Origin of the sequence: Pseudolysinimonas kribbensis, assembly GCF_030161895.1 — a bacterium.
Classification (GTDB): domain Bacteria; phylum Actinomycetota; class Actinomycetes; order Actinomycetales; family Microbacteriaceae; genus Pseudolysinimonas; species Pseudolysinimonas kribbensis.
On record NZ_BSVB01000001.1, the window covers coordinates 1,435,941 to 1,449,022 of the forward strand.

Consider the following 13,082-nt stretch of genomic DNA (forward strand, 5'->3'; position numbering starts at 1 on the left):
CTCCTTCTGCCCGAAGGGGCCGCCGCACGCGCGGCGACCCCTTCGGGTCAGTATTACTTGCCGGCGACGCCGAACTGTCGGATGTCGGCAGGCAGTCCGGCGCGGTCCACGAAGGTCACGCCCTGCGACGTCGCCCACAGGCCGCTGGTCATCGTGACCGGGGCGGCGAGCGCCTGGTCGACCGCGTACTTGTTCAGCTCCTTGTAGATCGCCAGTGACTTGTCGGTGTCGACCGTCGTCGTGATCTTGTCGTACAGATCGGTGATGGTCGGGTCCGTGTACTTCTCCGGGTTGACCGTTCCGCCCTGCGGCGTGAAGTAGAGCGCTGCCGTGTACGGGTCGGAGACGATGCCCGACTGCTTCAGGTAGAGCTGGTACTGGCCGGTCAGGATGATGCTGGCCGTCTGCGACTCCGGGATCGGCACCCACTTCAGCTTGATGCCGACCGCCCCGAGCTCCTGCGACAGCGTCGGCTCGAACTGCGTGGTGGCCTGGCTGCTCGGGATCTCGATCGTGAAGCCGTCCGGGTAGCCGGCCGCGGCCAGCAGCTTCTTCGCCTTCGCCGGGTTGTAGGCGTACACCTTCTCGAGCTTCGAGTCGAAGACCTCGCGCGAGGGGAAGAAGACCTGATCGGTCGGCGTGGCGTAGCCCTGGAGGAGCTTCTTGGCGATGCCCTCGCGGTCGAGGGCGTAGTTGACGGCCTGACGGACCCGCACGTCCTTGAACTCCGGGTTGGCGCTCTTGCCGTACTTGTCGAGAAACAGCAGCCAGTACATCGTGCTCGCCGTGGTCTGCGTGACGGTGGCACCCGACACGGCCTTGGCCGCGGCCGCCTGCTGCGCCGTGACGGCGGTGGCGTTCACCTGTCCCGCCTTGAACGCGTTGAGCTGCGCGGTCGGGTCGTTGGTGATCGTGATGTTGATCGTCTTGAAGGGGAAGGCCTTGGCATCCCAGTAGTCCTTGCGCTTCTGCAGGACGTACTTGGTGCCGGCGACCGTCGCCTTGGTGTCGAGCGTGTACGGACCGGAGCCGATCGGGTTCGTGGCGATGTCCGGGCTGTTGAGGTCCGACGCCTTGGCGATCACGCCGGCCTCGCGCCCGAGCAGGGAGACCCACTTGGGGTCGTAGTTCTTGAAGTGCACCACGACCGTCTTGTCGTTCGTCGCCTCCGCGGAGTCCACCGCGGTGTCGATCGACTGGATGTAGCCCGCGGTGTTGACGCTGCGGTTGATGGTCGCCGCGACGTCCGACGCGTGCACGGCGCTGCCGTCGCTGAATGTCAGGCCGTTGCGCAACTCGATGGTGAGCGTCTTGCCGTCGGGTGAGTACGTCCACTTCTTGGCGGCCCACGGGGTGACGGCGCCGGTCTTCGGGTCCCAGTAGGCGAGCGACTCGTAGATCGAACCCCAGATGTACCGGCTGACGGTCGGCTGCATGAGGGCGGGATCGAGCGTGAGCGCGCTCGGCGGGATGGCGAGGTTCAGTGTGTCGGTGGCCGTCGACGAGGTCGACGATCCGGAGCCGGACGAAGGGTTGCCGGCGGAGCAGGCGGCCAGGGGCAGAGCGACGGCGAGTGCGGCCGCGACGGCCGCGACTCGAAACCGTCGCCGGGCAGGTGAGCGGAACAATTCAGACTCCCTCGTGTGAATGCGGTCAGGACCGGGTGGTGCGGGTCCGGGCGGCGCCCGGACCGTCGACGCGAACGCCGAGGTGACCGGGCCCGCGCCCCCGTCCGATCACACCGGCCCGATGGGGGCGCCGGGACACGATCGGCCGTGCCGGGAGCGTAACTCGGCTGTGCTAGATTCCACAATACGTAGTTTTGTTTCCGTATCATGGAATTGAGGCGACCATGCAGTATCGCGAACTCGGCAGCTCCAACGTCCTGGTCAGCCAGCTGTGTCTGGGAACGGGCGCCTTCGGCTACAACGAGTCGTGGGTCGGCGACCTCGGGGCCACCGGCGAGGCCGAGGCCTTCCGCATCATGGACGCCGCGCTCGACCTGGGCATCACCTTCTTCGACACCGCGAACGTCTACGGCAACCACGGCCGCGGCACGAGCGGCGACACCGAGCGCATCATCGGCAAGTGGTTCGCCCAGGGCGGCGGCCGGCGCGAGAAGGTCTTCCTCGGCACCAAGGTCGGGCGCACGATGTTCGACAACGACGACGACGGCGCGAACACCAAGGACGGCCTCTCGCTCTGGAAGATCCGTCGCCACCTCGAGGCGTCGCTCCGCCGCCTCGGCACCGATCACGTCGAGCTCGTGCACATGCACCGGATCGACCGCAACGCGCAGTGGGACCAGCTCTGGGAGGCCTTCGAGGGCTTCGTCCGCTCGGGCAAGCTCGACTACGTCGGCAGCAGCCAGGCCTACGCCTGGGAGATGATGAAGGCGCAGGAGGTCGCGCGCCGCCGCAACTTCATGGGTCTGGTCAGCACCCAGCACCGCTACGACATGCTGACCCGCGCCGCCGAGATCGAGGCGTTCCCCTGCGCGATCGATCAGGGCATCGGCGTCCTGCTGTTCAGCCCGATCCGGCGCGGGGTCTTCGCGGTCGACCTGCTGGAGCCCGACGACCACAAGATCCACGAGACCGACGTCTGGTACGTCGAGGCGTACCGTCCGCAGCTGACCGAGTACGCCAAGCTCTGCCACGACCTCGGCCTCAAGCCCGCCGTCGTGCATCTGGCCTGGCAGCTGACCCAGCCGGCGGTCACCGCGCCGATCATCGGGCCGGCCAACGTGCAGGAGCTCGAGGAGCTGGCCACGAGCGTCGACGTCACCCTCACCCCCGACGTGCTCGCCGAGATCGACCGGATCTTCCCGGCGCCCGAGGACCACTTCTATCCGAACCAGAACCCGCGCGTGGTCCGCCCGCTGTCGTGGGCCTGACCCGGACGGACGGCTGAGAGCACCCGCGTGCGCATCACGATCGCCGACGACGAGGTCGCCTTCGTCTCGGACAGCCACGGTGCCGAGTTGCACTCGCTCCGGTTCCTGGACGAGGAGCTCGACTACCTCTGGATGCCGCCCGAGCCCGGGCTGACGCGTACCTCGACCTGCTTCCCGCTGCTCGGCAGGCTTCCGGACGGCCGCTACGAGCTCGACGGGCGCGAGTACGAGATGCCGATGCACGGCTTCGCCCGCGACACCGAATTCGAGGTCATCGACCGGACGGACGCGAGCGTCACCTACGAGATGCGCGACACGCCCGCGACGCTCGCGACCTACCCGTTCCCGTTCCGGCTGCGAGTGCGGTACTCGCTCGAGGGGCCGACGCTGGTCACCGACTACGAGATCCACAACCCGGGCGAGGAGACGATGCTCTACTCGGTCGGATCGCATCCGCGGTTCACCTGCCCCGTCGATCCGGCCGAGGGTCTCGCGTTCACCGACCACCACCTCGCCTTCGATGCGCCCGAGGGACCGGAGAAGGTCGTGCGGACGTTCGGGCCGCGCTCGGCCATCGAGGACGCGTTCAGCGCCGACGGCCGCCGGCTGCGGCTCGACCCGAGCCAGTTCCCCGACGGCGCGTTCTGCCTCGGCGACCTGGCCTCCGATCGGGTCGTGCTCGGGAGCGACCAGACCCGCCGTGCGCTCGCGCTCGACCTCCCCGGTGCGACCTACCTGCAGGTCTGGAACGTGCCGGGCTCGCCGTTCGCCGCTCTCGAGCCCTGGTACGGCTCGATCAGCGGCAACCCGATGCGCGAGGAGGACGGCCACTGGGAGCGGCGCCGCGGCACGCTCGAGCTCGCACCCGGCGCGACGAAGACGATCTCGTTCCGGATCACACCGATCCGCTAACCGCGCCGCCCGGCACGTAGCGACCGTCGATCTGCTCGAACCAGATCTCGATCCGCCGCGGCCGGCCGCTCGACCGTCCCACCGTCGTGATCCCGATGACGCGGTCGGACGCGAGAGCCTGCTCGACGGATGCCACGACCTCGCGCTCACACGGCCAGGAACGCCTGCGCCTCCACGACGAGCGGTTCCCAGTCGCCCTCCGGCGGGATGCGCACCCACTCGCGCATGGTGCGCTCTCGGATCGTCATCGGCTCGCCCGCGGCGCTGTCGATGAGCGCGCGCACGCGCGCCTCGGGGAGCTTGATCATGAGCTCACCGCTCCCGCCGACGAACGCGAACACCTTGCCGCCGCGCCGCCACCCGGTCGTCGAGAACATCGGCCCCTGATCGACCGGCTCGCCGGCGAGGCGGTCGACGACGATCCGGTCGAGACGCTCCTGCCCCGCGATCCGCTGCTCGTTCACGAGGACCATCGTGTCCACGTCCGCCGACGTTGTCACGAGGCGTGAGCTGAGTCGAATCACGTCCGCACTCCTCTGGGAGTCTCCTGTGTCGATGATCCGCGCTGCGGCAGCGGCGTAGCGTCCGCGTCATGCAGAGCACGAAGGCCGGGCTGCTCGAGACGCTCGACACCCGCGACATCGGCCGGTTCTACATCTACCTGGCGATCCTGGCCACCATCGGCGGGTTCTTGTTCGGGTTCGACTCGTCGAACATCGGCTCGGCCCTGGTCTTCCTCCCCTTCAAGCTCAGCCCGTTGGCGATCGGCATCATCGTCGGCGGCGCGTCGCTGGGCTCGTTCGTGGGGGCGATTGCGGCCGGTCCGCTGACCGACCGATTCGGGCGCAAGTCCCTGCTGCTCGTGGACTCGGGCCTGTTCGCGCTCGGCTCGCTCATCTCGGCGTTCGCGTTCGAGCCGACCACGCTGATCATCGGGCGCGTCATCATCGGCATCGCGATCGGAGCCGACTCGGCGATCGCCACCGCCTACATCTCGGAGTTCGCGCCGAAGCGCCGCCGCGGGTCGCTCTCCATCATCCAGCAGTGGATGATCACCATCGGCATCCTGGCCGCGTACGTGATCGCCGTGATCGTGCTGGAGGTCGCCCCGAAGGCGGCGTCAACCATCGATTGGCGGATTCTGCTGGGCGTCGGATTCATCCCGGCGATCATCTCGCTCCTCCTGCGGGCTCGGATGCCGGAGTCCCCGCGCTGGCTGCTCGAACGCGGCCTGGAGGAGAAGGCGCTCAAGGCGTTCCAGACCCTCGGGGTGGAGGCGACGGCGGAGCAGGTGCACGCGGAGGCGGAGGCGGCACGGGCGCAGATGCAACGCGCGACCTCGAAGACGAAGTGGACGCCGCCGGTCAAGCGTGCGCTCGTCATCGTGTGCGTCTTCTTCATCTTCCAGCAGATCACCGGCATCAACGTCGCGTTCTACTACGGGCCCCATCTGCTGACGCCCTACTTCACCCACCCGGGCACGTCCATGGTGCAGTCGGAGGTCTTCGGCGTCATCGCCGCGGGCATCCTCGCCGTGGTGAATGTCATCGCCACGTATTTCGCGTTCCGCTTCATCGACACCGTGGGGCGCCGGCGGCTGGCCATCGGTGCGTACATCGGGATGGCGGTCTTCCTGCTCATCGGCTCGTACGGCGCGTCGTTCCTGTCCGGGGTGCCGCAACTCATCGTCATCATGGTCGGGTTCGCCCTGTTCATCGCCTGCTTCGCGATCGGGATCGGCGGAACGGGCTGGCTGCTGCAGGGCGAGGTGTTCCCGACGACGGTGCGCGGACGGGCATCCGGAATCGGCGCGGCGGTCGACTGGCTCGCGAACTACGGTCTCGTGCTGGCGTTCCCGATCATGCAGGCGGGGATCGGCCTCGGCTGGGTGATGATCGTGTTCGCGGGCCTGTGCGTGATCGGCGTCCTCTTCGTCTACTTCTTCCTGCCCGAGACGAAGGGGCACTCCGTCGATGAGATCGTGCGGCTGTTCGACGGGCCGGTCAATCGGAAGGATCCCGGGCAGCCGTCGGCGAGCGCCCGGTCGTGATCGGGAAGATGTGGGCGTTCGCGCTCTTGGCGATTTCCCAGGAAAAATAACGAACAGGTAACTAGACACCGTTACCTGTCCGTTATACATTTCAAGAGCGTTAGTTGTTTGCTGTGGCAGCTACCGCGGAATGTGATTGCAGGACACTCTTGGTGCAAGGGAGTGGGCCGGTCGCTTGCCTCTGCGACCGGCCCACAATCATTTAAGGCGCGCCCCGGTTTCGTAGGCTTGGCCGGGTGAACGACCGTCGAGAGGCCGTGGACGCCTGGGAGGCGCTCTACCGCGCGCAGGTCGCCGTGCTGCGTCGGCTGCGCGCCGTCTTCCCCGACGACGAGATCTCCATCAGCGAGTACGACGTGCTCTTCAACCTCTCGCGCACACCCGGCGGTGCCGCCCGCATCCGAGACCTCAATCGCCGCCTGCTGCTCACCCAGCCGAGCGTGAGTCGCCTGCTCGACCGGATCGCCGCACGCGGCCTGGTCACGAAGAGCGACGACCCGAGCGACGCGCGCGGCACGATCGTGACGCTGACCGAGGAGGGCGCCGCGGTGTTCCGCCGCGTGGGCAGCCACCACGCGGCCGCGATCGCCGAGCTCATGTCGGTGCTCGAACCCGACGAGCTACGGGATCTCGCCCGCCTCACCGACAAGCTGCGGCACGAAGTCGACCCGTTGTGACCTCGCCCGCCGTCGTCTGGTTGCGCGACGATCTGCGGATCGCGGACAACCCGGCGCTGCGGGCGGGGGTCGATCGGGGCGGCCCGGTCGTCGCGCTGTACGTGCTCGACGACGAGAGCCCCGGTATCCGGCCCCTCGGCGGTGCGACGAGGTGGTGGCTTCATCACAGCCTCGCGGCGCTCGACGACGCGGTGGCGTCGCGGGGAGGCAGGCTCGTGCTGCGGCGCGGTCCCGCCGCTGCCGTGGTGCCCACCGTCGTCGCCGAGACCGGCGCCGGTGCCGTGTTCTGGAACCGGCGGTACGGTGCGAGCCGCGAGATCGACGCCCGGCTCAAGGCGACGCTGCGCGCCGACGGAGTCGAAGTGGCGAGCTTCGCCGCGAACCTGCTGCACGAGCCATGGACCGTGGCGACCGGGCGCGGGGGCGCGTTCCAGGTGTTCACACCGTTCTGGCGGGCGGCGCAGCAGCTGCCGGTCCGGGAGCCCGTCCCCACGCCCCGCGAGGTGCCCGGACCGCGGCAGGTCGACTCCGAGGAGCTCCATGCGTGGGCGCTGCTGCCGACGCGGCCGGACTGGGCCGCCGGCCTCCGCGCCCGCTGGGAGCCCGGCGAGGACGCCGCGCACCGGCGGGTCGAGCGCTTCGCCACGGAGGTGCTGGCCGACTATCACGAGCGCGACATCCCGGCGCAGGAGGCGACCTCCCTGCTCAGCCCCCGGCTGCGATTCGGCGAGCTCAGCCCCGTGCAGCTCTGGCATCGCGTGCACGGCGAGCTCAGTGCGGCGGCCCGGCGCAATGTCGGCGCGTTCCTGCGCGAGCTGGGGTGGCGCGAGTTCGACGCGAGCATCCTGTACCACCGCCCCGACGTCGCAGAGCGCAACGTCCGCGCGGAGTTCGACGCGTTCCCGTGGCAGCCGCCGCGGGAGGCGGAGCTCGCGGCCTGGCAGCAGGGCCGCACCGGCATCCCGCTCGTGGATGCCGGCATGCGCGAGCTGTGGACGACCGGCTACCTGCCGAACCGGGTGCGCATGGTCGTGGCGAGCTTCCTGGTCAAGAACCTGCTCGCCGACTGGCGGATCGGCGAGGCCTGGTTCTGGGACACGCTCGTCGACGCCGACGAGGCGGACAACCCCGCCAACTGGCAGTGGGTCGCGGGCTCGGGGGCCGACGCGGCGCCCTACTTCCGGGTGTTCAACCCGGAGCTGCAGGCGCGCAGGTTCGACCCGCACGGCGAGTACGTGCGGCGGTGGGTGCCCGAGGCCGGCACCGATGCCTACCGGACACCGATCGTCGACCTCGCCGCGTCGCGTGCGGACGCCCTCGCGGCGTTCGAGCACATGCGGGCCGCGAACCGCTAGCGCGCAGCGGGCGGGCGGCCTCCCACGATCCCGATGGCGCGGGCCGCCGTGGCGATGCCGCTCCCGACCGCCGCGGCGAGCCCGGCGCCGCCGAGCCGCGCGGCGAGGAAACCGGCGGCCATCGCGTCGCCCGCACCGGTGGGATCGACGAGCGTCGCCGCCGGCACGGGCACCTCGAGCACCGCGGAGCCGCCCTCGGCCGCGAGCACGGGGAGCGATCCCCGCGTCACGACCGCCGTGCCGTGCCGCACGGCGAGCGCCGACGTCGCGGCCGACGGGTCGTCGGTCGCGGTGAGCAGCGCGGCCTCGTCGAGGTTGGCCAGCAGCACGTCGACGCCGGCGGTGTCGGCGGCGAAGCGCTCGACGCCGTAGTCGGCGATGTACCCGACCGACCCCGGATTCATCGAGACGGTGATCCCGCGCTCGTGCGCACGTTCGATGAGCCGCCGGATGCCCGGTGCCCGCGGTCCGTCGAACAGGCTGTACCCCGTCACGTGCAGCCACCCGGCGGCGTCGAGCAGCTCGTCGGTGACCTGCCCCTGATCCAGCGCCGCGTTCGCGCCCCGGTCGGTGAGCATCGCCCGCCCGTCCCCGTCGACGACGATGACGATCGTCGCGGTCTCGAGGCCGTCGGCGATGCCGAGATGCGGCACGACGCCGTGGGCGGCGAGCCGGTCGGCGTGCTGGGCCGCGTCCGCCAGCCCCACGCTGCCGACGAAGTCGACCGGCGCTCCCAGAGCACCGAGCCACGCGGCCGAGTTCGCGGCCGAACCGCCCGCGGCCCGGCGGATGCGCGCCGTCGTGTCGGTATCGGGGCGCACCGCGGTGACCGGCACGACGACGATGTCGTTGACCACGTCGCCGACGCAGACGATCCGCGCGCCGGTCATCGTCACCTACGGGCGGCCCACGCGATCGCGACCTCGGCCGCGACCCGCACGTTATTGCGGGCCAGGTCGAGGTTGACCTCGAGGCTGCGGCCGCCGGAGAGCTCGACGATGCGGCCGAGCAGGAACGGTGTGACGGCCTTGCCGCGGAGCCCGGCGGTGTCCGCCTCGGCGAGGGCGGCATCCAGGATCCGGTCGTGCTCCCCGGATCCCACTCCTCGGCCTCGGGCACCGGATTGGCGACCAGGATCCCCGCGCTCGACCCGCCCTCGTCGCGCGCCGCCATGATCGCGGCGACCTCCTCGGCGCCCTCGACGGTCCAGTCCAGGTCGTGGCCGGAGTCCCGCAGCCAGAACGCGGGGAAGCGGCGCGTTCGGTAGCCGACGACCGGCACCGAGAGCGTCTCGAGCCGCTCGAGCGTCGCGGCGATGTCGAGCACGCTCTTCACGCCCGCGCTCACGACCGTGATGGGCGTGGCGGCGAGGGTGGGGAGGTCGGCCGACTCGTCGAAGGAGTCGCTCGCCCCGCGGTGCACGCCGCCGAGCCCGCCGGTCGCGAACACCCGCACACCGGCGCGGTTCGCGAGGTGCGCCGTGGCGGCGACCGTCGTGGCGCCGGACGCCCCGCGCGCGGCGAGGATCGGGAGGTCGCGCACGCTGGCCTTCGCGAGGTCGTCCTCGGCGATCCGGCGCACGCCCTCGGCGTCGAGCCCGACGTGCGCCACCCCGTCGAGCACGGCGACGGTCGCGGGCGTCACGCCCGCGTCGCGCAGCTGCTGCTCGAACTCGAGCGCGGCCGCGTGGTTGCGGGGGTGCGGCAGGCCGTGCGAGATGATCGTCGACTCGAGCGCCACGACGGGACGCCGTGCGGCGATCGCATCGGCGACCTCGGCCGACAGGGTGAGCGCGACCACCTCAGGAACGCGCGGCGGCCGTGCGACGCGTCGTGCTCTTCTTCTCGGCGGCCTTCGTGTCGGGCGCCTTCTTCTCCGCGGCCTTCGCGCCCGTCTTGGCACCCGTCTTCGCGGCGGCCGTCGTCGCGCGCCGGCGGGCCGGCGCGGCGGCCGCGGGGGCGACATCCGGCACGATCTTGCGCGGGTTGAACGTGCCGGCCGGGTCGGTCGCCTCGAACAGTCCGCGCATGACGGCCACGCCCTCGGGCGAGATGTCCTGCTCGAGCCACGGCGAGTGCTCGACGCCCACGCCGTGGTGGTGCGAGATCGAGCCGCCGTTGTCGACGAACGCCTGCTGGATCGCGCGCTTCACCGTGTCGTACTCGCCGATCGGGTCGTCGCCGAAGACGAACGCGAACGTGAAGTAGAGGCACGCGCCCGAGTGGTACGAGTGCGAGAGGTGGGCCATGATCCAGCCCTGGATGCCGATCTCGTCGAACGCCTTCTCCGCCGCCGCGACGACGGCGTCGTAGAGCGGGATGACCTGCGACCACGGCATGGCCGACTCGGAGACGTCGCCCGCGGCGCCCCGGTCGAGCAGGAAGTCGCGCAGGTACGGGGTGTCGAACTTCTTCTGGTCGTAGAGCACGCCGGGACCGGTGCCGACGCCGAGGCCTCCGTGCTTCTTGATGATCGCCTCGACGAGCTTGCGCTGGCGCTTGGCGTACGACTCCTCGCCCTCGTAGCCGATGAACGAGAGGCAGATGTCTTCGAGGTTCTTCCACCCCTTGCGGCGCATGAGGAACGGCAGCACCGTGTCGGCGGCGAACTTGTCGAAGCCGTGGCGTTCCTTGCTCGTCGCGAGCGAGAAGCCCGACTCGCGCGCGTCCGAGACGCGCGTGATCGAGGGGTGGGCATCCGACTCGGCGACCTCCTGCATCGCCTCGACGCCCGCGCGCCAGTTCGGGAAGAAGTAGGCGTAGACGTCGCGCTTGGCCGGGATCCGGTGCACCTGCACCGTGACCTCGGTGATGACGCCGAGGCGCCCCTCGCTGCCGAGGATCATCTCGCGCACGCTCGGGCCGTTCGACGCCGACGGGATGCCGCGGATCACGAGCGCGCCGCTGCGGCCGTCGGTGCTCGGCCGCACGACGCGCAAGCCCCGGGCGATGTCGGCGATGTCGCCGTACTTGTCGGACTGCATGCCGGAGCTGCGGGTCGCGACCCAGCCGCCGAGGGTGGAGTGGGTGAAGCTGTCGGGGAAGTGGCCCAGGGTCCAGCCCTGCGCGCCCAGCTGCTCCTCCATGTCGGGGCCGAGCACGCCGGCCTGGATGCGGGCCAGGCCCGACGTCTCGTCGATCGACACGACCTTGTTGAGCCGGCCGAGGTCGAGCGAGATGACCGTGCGCTTCTCCTCGGAGCGGGGCTCGAGGCTGCCGGCGATGTTGCTGCCGCCGCCGAACGGGATGATGACCGCGTTCTCGGCGACCGCGGCGTCCACGATCGCCTGCACCTGCTGCTCGTCGTCGGGGTAGACGACGACGTCGACGTAGCGCTCGACGGCGTTCGCGCGCATGCGCACGAGGTCGCGCAGGCTCTTGCCGTAGGTGTGGACGACGCGCTCCATCGGGTCGATCGTCGCGTCGTCCGCGCCGACGATCCCCTGCAGCGTCTTCAGGAAGGCCTGCTTCACGACCGGTCCGGCGATCGACAGGTCGTCGAAGACGGGCGGGTCGACGGGTTGGGCCTGGTGCAGGTCGAGGCCGACGGCCTTCAGCACGAAGGGGCGAAGCCGGGCTTGTCCTCCCAATGGAAGCCGACGCCCTCGACGCCCCACCCCCACCACTTCATGTGCTTGACATCGCTCATGTGGACACTCCTCCGGGCTCTGTCCCAGCCTGCTGATCGGTCTTCGAAGCGAGGATACGCGGACCGTGCTCCGCGATCAGGCCCTCGATGACGACCTTCACCCGCGCCATGAACTCGGCCGCGGTCTCACCGGGCTCGGCCTGCATCGGCTCGGCGTACACGACGCCGACCGGCAGCCGGCCGGGCTTGGGCCAGCTCGAGCCGCGCGGGTGCGCCTCGCCGGCGCCGATGAGGGCGACCGGTAGCACCGGCACGCCCACGGAGGTGGCGAGCGCCGCCGCCCCCGGCTTGAACGCGTGCAGCTTGAGATCCTTCGAGCGCGTGCCCTCGGGGAAGACCAGGAGCGGCACCCCGCGCTGCAGGAGCTCCTTGGCGCTCACCCGGCGCGGGTGATTGCCGCTGCGGTCGACCGGGAACGCGTTGAAGAACAGGGCCGTCAGCCCGCGACGCCACCAGACGTCGAAGAAGTAGTCGGCGGCGGCGCCCGCCGCGAGGTAGCGCGACATCCGCCGCGGGAGCGAGCCGAGGATGAGGGGGCGTCGAGGTGGGAGGAGTGGTTGGCGACCACCACGAAGGCCCCGCTCGTCTTGCGCACCTTCTCGCGCCCGATGATCTGCACCGTCACGAGCGACCAGACGACCGGCTTCAGGATGAGATGCTGCGCCACGAAGCGGCCGGCAGCGTGCCCTTCGAATTGAACCGGTCGCGTGTGGGCTTCGCCGCGACGTCGTCGGTCATTGGCTAACCGTATCGCGCCGGCGCAAAGCGATCCTGCGGGAGACGGCGCGCATCGACGTGCTCGGCAGGTGCCGGGTGAACCAGGTGAGCACCTTGAAGCGCACGCTGGGGATGGAGATGACCTTGCCACGATCCGCGTCGCGCAGGCAGCGCTCGACGAGGTAGTCGGCGTCGAGCCAGAGGAAGCCCGGGATGCTGGAGGAGCGCAGCTCGGCGCGCTGATGGAACTGCGTGTGCACCCACCCCGGCTCGAGGTCGGTGACCGTGACGCCGGTGCCGTGCAGCTCGTTGGCGAGCACCTCGCTGTAGGTGTTGACCCACGCCTTGATCGCCGAATACGCGTTCATCGAGGTCTCGCCCGAGACGCTGCCGACGTTGATGATCGCGCCGCGGCCGCGGCCGCGCATCTGCTCCGCCGCCGCCGCGCCGAGCACGAAGACCGCGCGGATCATGACGTCGAAGGCACGCTCGTGCTCCGCGACATCCGGGGTGACCAGGCGGGTGCGCAGGCCGAACCCCGCGTTGTTGACCAGGACGTCGATGGGGCGGCCGGTATCGCGCAGCCGCTCGGCGACCCGTGACGTGTCGGCGCGGTCGGAGAGGTCGGCGGTGATCGTCTCGACATGGCTGCCGAGCGCGCGCAATTCGGCCGCCATCGCCTCCAGCGGCCCGGCCGATCGGGCCACCAGCACGATGTCGTGCCCGCGCTTCGCGAGCGCCCGCGCGAAGGCCGCACCGATGCCCGACGTGCCGCCGGTGACCAGCGCCGTGCCCACGGGGATGCCCATGTGGCTTACGATACGGTG

The 13,082-nt window shown here is 70.3% G+C and carries 14 protein-coding genes and 1 pseudogene; 5 read left to right on the forward strand and 10 right to left on the reverse strand.

The features are described from left to right. Window positions 1-53: 53 nt before the first annotated feature. Entirely contained in the window at window positions 54-1,628 is a 1,575-nt protein-coding gene (locus QQK35_RS08025; protein WP_284253709.1) for an ABC transporter substrate-binding protein, read from the reverse strand. 224 nt (window positions 1,629-1,852) lie between these two features. On the opposite strand from QQK35_RS08025, the gene QQK35_RS08030 reads away from it, so the two are divergent. Continuing rightward, entirely contained in the window at window positions 1,853-2,896 is a 1,044-nt protein-coding gene (locus QQK35_RS08030; protein WP_284253710.1) for an aldo/keto reductase, read from the forward strand. A 27-nt stretch (window positions 2,897-2,923) separates the two neighbouring features. Next, window positions 2,924-3,808, forward strand: coding sequence for an aldose epimerase family protein (locus QQK35_RS08035; protein WP_284253711.1), 885 nt, complete (start codon window positions 2,924-2,926; stop codon window positions 3,806-3,808). Here the strand turns inward: QQK35_RS08035 and QQK35_RS08040 are convergent. Then, on the reverse strand, window positions 3,792-3,944 hold the full coding sequence (locus QQK35_RS08040) for a hypothetical protein (RefSeq protein WP_284253712.1): 153 nt from the start codon (window positions 3,942-3,944) through the stop codon (window positions 3,792-3,794). The two genes, QQK35_RS08035 and QQK35_RS08040, sit on opposite strands and share 17 nt — an antisense overlap. 10 nt (window positions 3,945-3,954) lie before the next feature. Next, window positions 3,955-4,290, reverse strand: coding sequence for a hypothetical protein (locus QQK35_RS08045; protein ID WP_284253713.1), 336 nt, complete (start codon window positions 4,288-4,290; stop codon window positions 3,955-3,957). Between the two features lie 110 nt (window positions 4,291-4,400). On the opposite strand from QQK35_RS08045, the gene QQK35_RS08050 reads away from it, so the two are divergent. From QQK35_RS08050 to QQK35_RS08060, 3 genes are all read left to right on the forward strand, one after another. Next, the gene (locus tag QQK35_RS08050) at window positions 4,401-5,858 is read left to right on the forward strand and encodes a sugar porter family MFS transporter (protein WP_284253714.1); all 1,458 of its coding nucleotides are present in this window, start codon (window positions 4,401-4,403) and stop codon (window positions 5,856-5,858) included. A 236-nt stretch (window positions 5,859-6,094) separates the two neighbouring features. Continuing rightward, a complete protein-coding gene (locus QQK35_RS08055) occupies window positions 6,095-6,535 on the forward strand; it encodes a MarR family winged helix-turn-helix transcriptional regulator (protein WP_284253715.1) in 441 nt (146 codons plus the stop codon). Next, complete coding sequence (locus QQK35_RS08060) at window positions 6,532-7,890, forward strand: cryptochrome/photolyase family protein (protein ID WP_284253716.1); 1,359 nt, start codon at window positions 6,532-6,534, stop codon at window positions 7,888-7,890. The genes QQK35_RS08055 and QQK35_RS08060 overlap by 4 nt, the downstream gene beginning before the upstream one ends. Here the strand turns inward: QQK35_RS08060 and QQK35_RS08065 are convergent. The 7 genes and pseudogenes from QQK35_RS08065 to QQK35_RS08090 form a co-directional block, all read right to left on the reverse strand. Next, complete coding sequence (locus QQK35_RS08065; protein ID WP_284255647.1) at window positions 7,887-8,780, reverse strand: carbohydrate kinase family protein; 894 nt, start codon at window positions 8,778-8,780, stop codon at window positions 7,887-7,889. The genes QQK35_RS08060 and QQK35_RS08065 overlap by 4 nt on opposite strands. Before the next feature lie 2 nt (window positions 8,781-8,782). Then, the gene (locus QQK35_RS19725) at window positions 8,783-8,992 is read right to left on the reverse strand and encodes a pseudouridine-5'-phosphate glycosidase (RefSeq protein WP_348534911.1); all 210 of its coding nucleotides are present in this window, start codon (window positions 8,990-8,992) and stop codon (window positions 8,783-8,785) included. Between the two features lie 53 nt (window positions 8,993-9,045). Beyond that, window positions 9,046-9,792, reverse strand: a pseudogene (locus tag QQK35_RS08070) (pseudouridine-5'-phosphate glycosidase); the annotation flags it as partial. Next, entirely contained in the window at window positions 9,692-11,449 is a 1,758-nt protein-coding gene (locus QQK35_RS08075) for an FAD-binding oxidoreductase (protein WP_284253717.1), read from the reverse strand. The gene QQK35_RS08075 and the pseudogene QQK35_RS08070, both read right to left, overlap by 101 nt. Window positions 11,450-11,534: 85 nt before the next feature. After that, window positions 11,535-12,044 carry a lysophospholipid acyltransferase family protein gene (locus QQK35_RS08080; RefSeq protein WP_284253718.1) on the reverse strand — a complete coding sequence of 170 codons (510 nt, stop codon included), beginning with the start codon at window positions 12,042-12,044 and terminating at the stop codon, window positions 11,535-11,537. Next, window positions 11,975-12,205, reverse strand: a complete 231-nt coding sequence (locus tag QQK35_RS08085; RefSeq protein WP_284253719.1) for a hypothetical protein — start codon at window positions 12,203-12,205, stop codon at window positions 11,975-11,977. The genes QQK35_RS08080 and QQK35_RS08085 overlap by 70 nt, the downstream gene beginning before the upstream one ends. A 67-nt stretch (window positions 12,206-12,272) precedes the next feature. After that, a complete protein-coding gene (locus tag QQK35_RS08090) occupies window positions 12,273-13,064 on the reverse strand; it encodes an SDR family NAD(P)-dependent oxidoreductase (RefSeq protein WP_284253720.1) in 792 nt (263 codons plus the stop codon). Between the last annotated feature and the right edge of the window lie 18 nt (window positions 13,065-13,082).

Excerpts from the sequence above, each read along its gene's own strand:
- QQK35_RS08090 (WP_284253720.1), bottom strand. The coding sequence starts at position 13,064 with ATGGGCATCCCCGTGGGCACGGCGCTGGTCACCGGCGGCACGTCGGGC.
- QQK35_RS08080 (WP_284253718.1), bottom strand. The coding sequence starts at position 12,044 with ATGTCGCGCTACCTCGCGGCGGGCGCCGCCGCCGACTACTTCTTCGAC.
- QQK35_RS08065 (WP_284255647.1), bottom strand. The coding sequence starts at position 8,780 with ATGACCGGCGCGCGGATCGTCTGCGTCGGCGACGTGGTCAACGACATC.
- QQK35_RS08030 (WP_284253710.1), top strand. The coding sequence starts at position 1,853 with ATGCAGTATCGCGAACTCGGCAGCTCCAACGTCCTGGTCAGCCAGCTG.
- QQK35_RS08050 (WP_284253714.1), top strand. The coding sequence starts at position 4,401 with ATGCAGAGCACGAAGGCCGGGCTGCTCGAGACGCTCGACACCCGCGAC.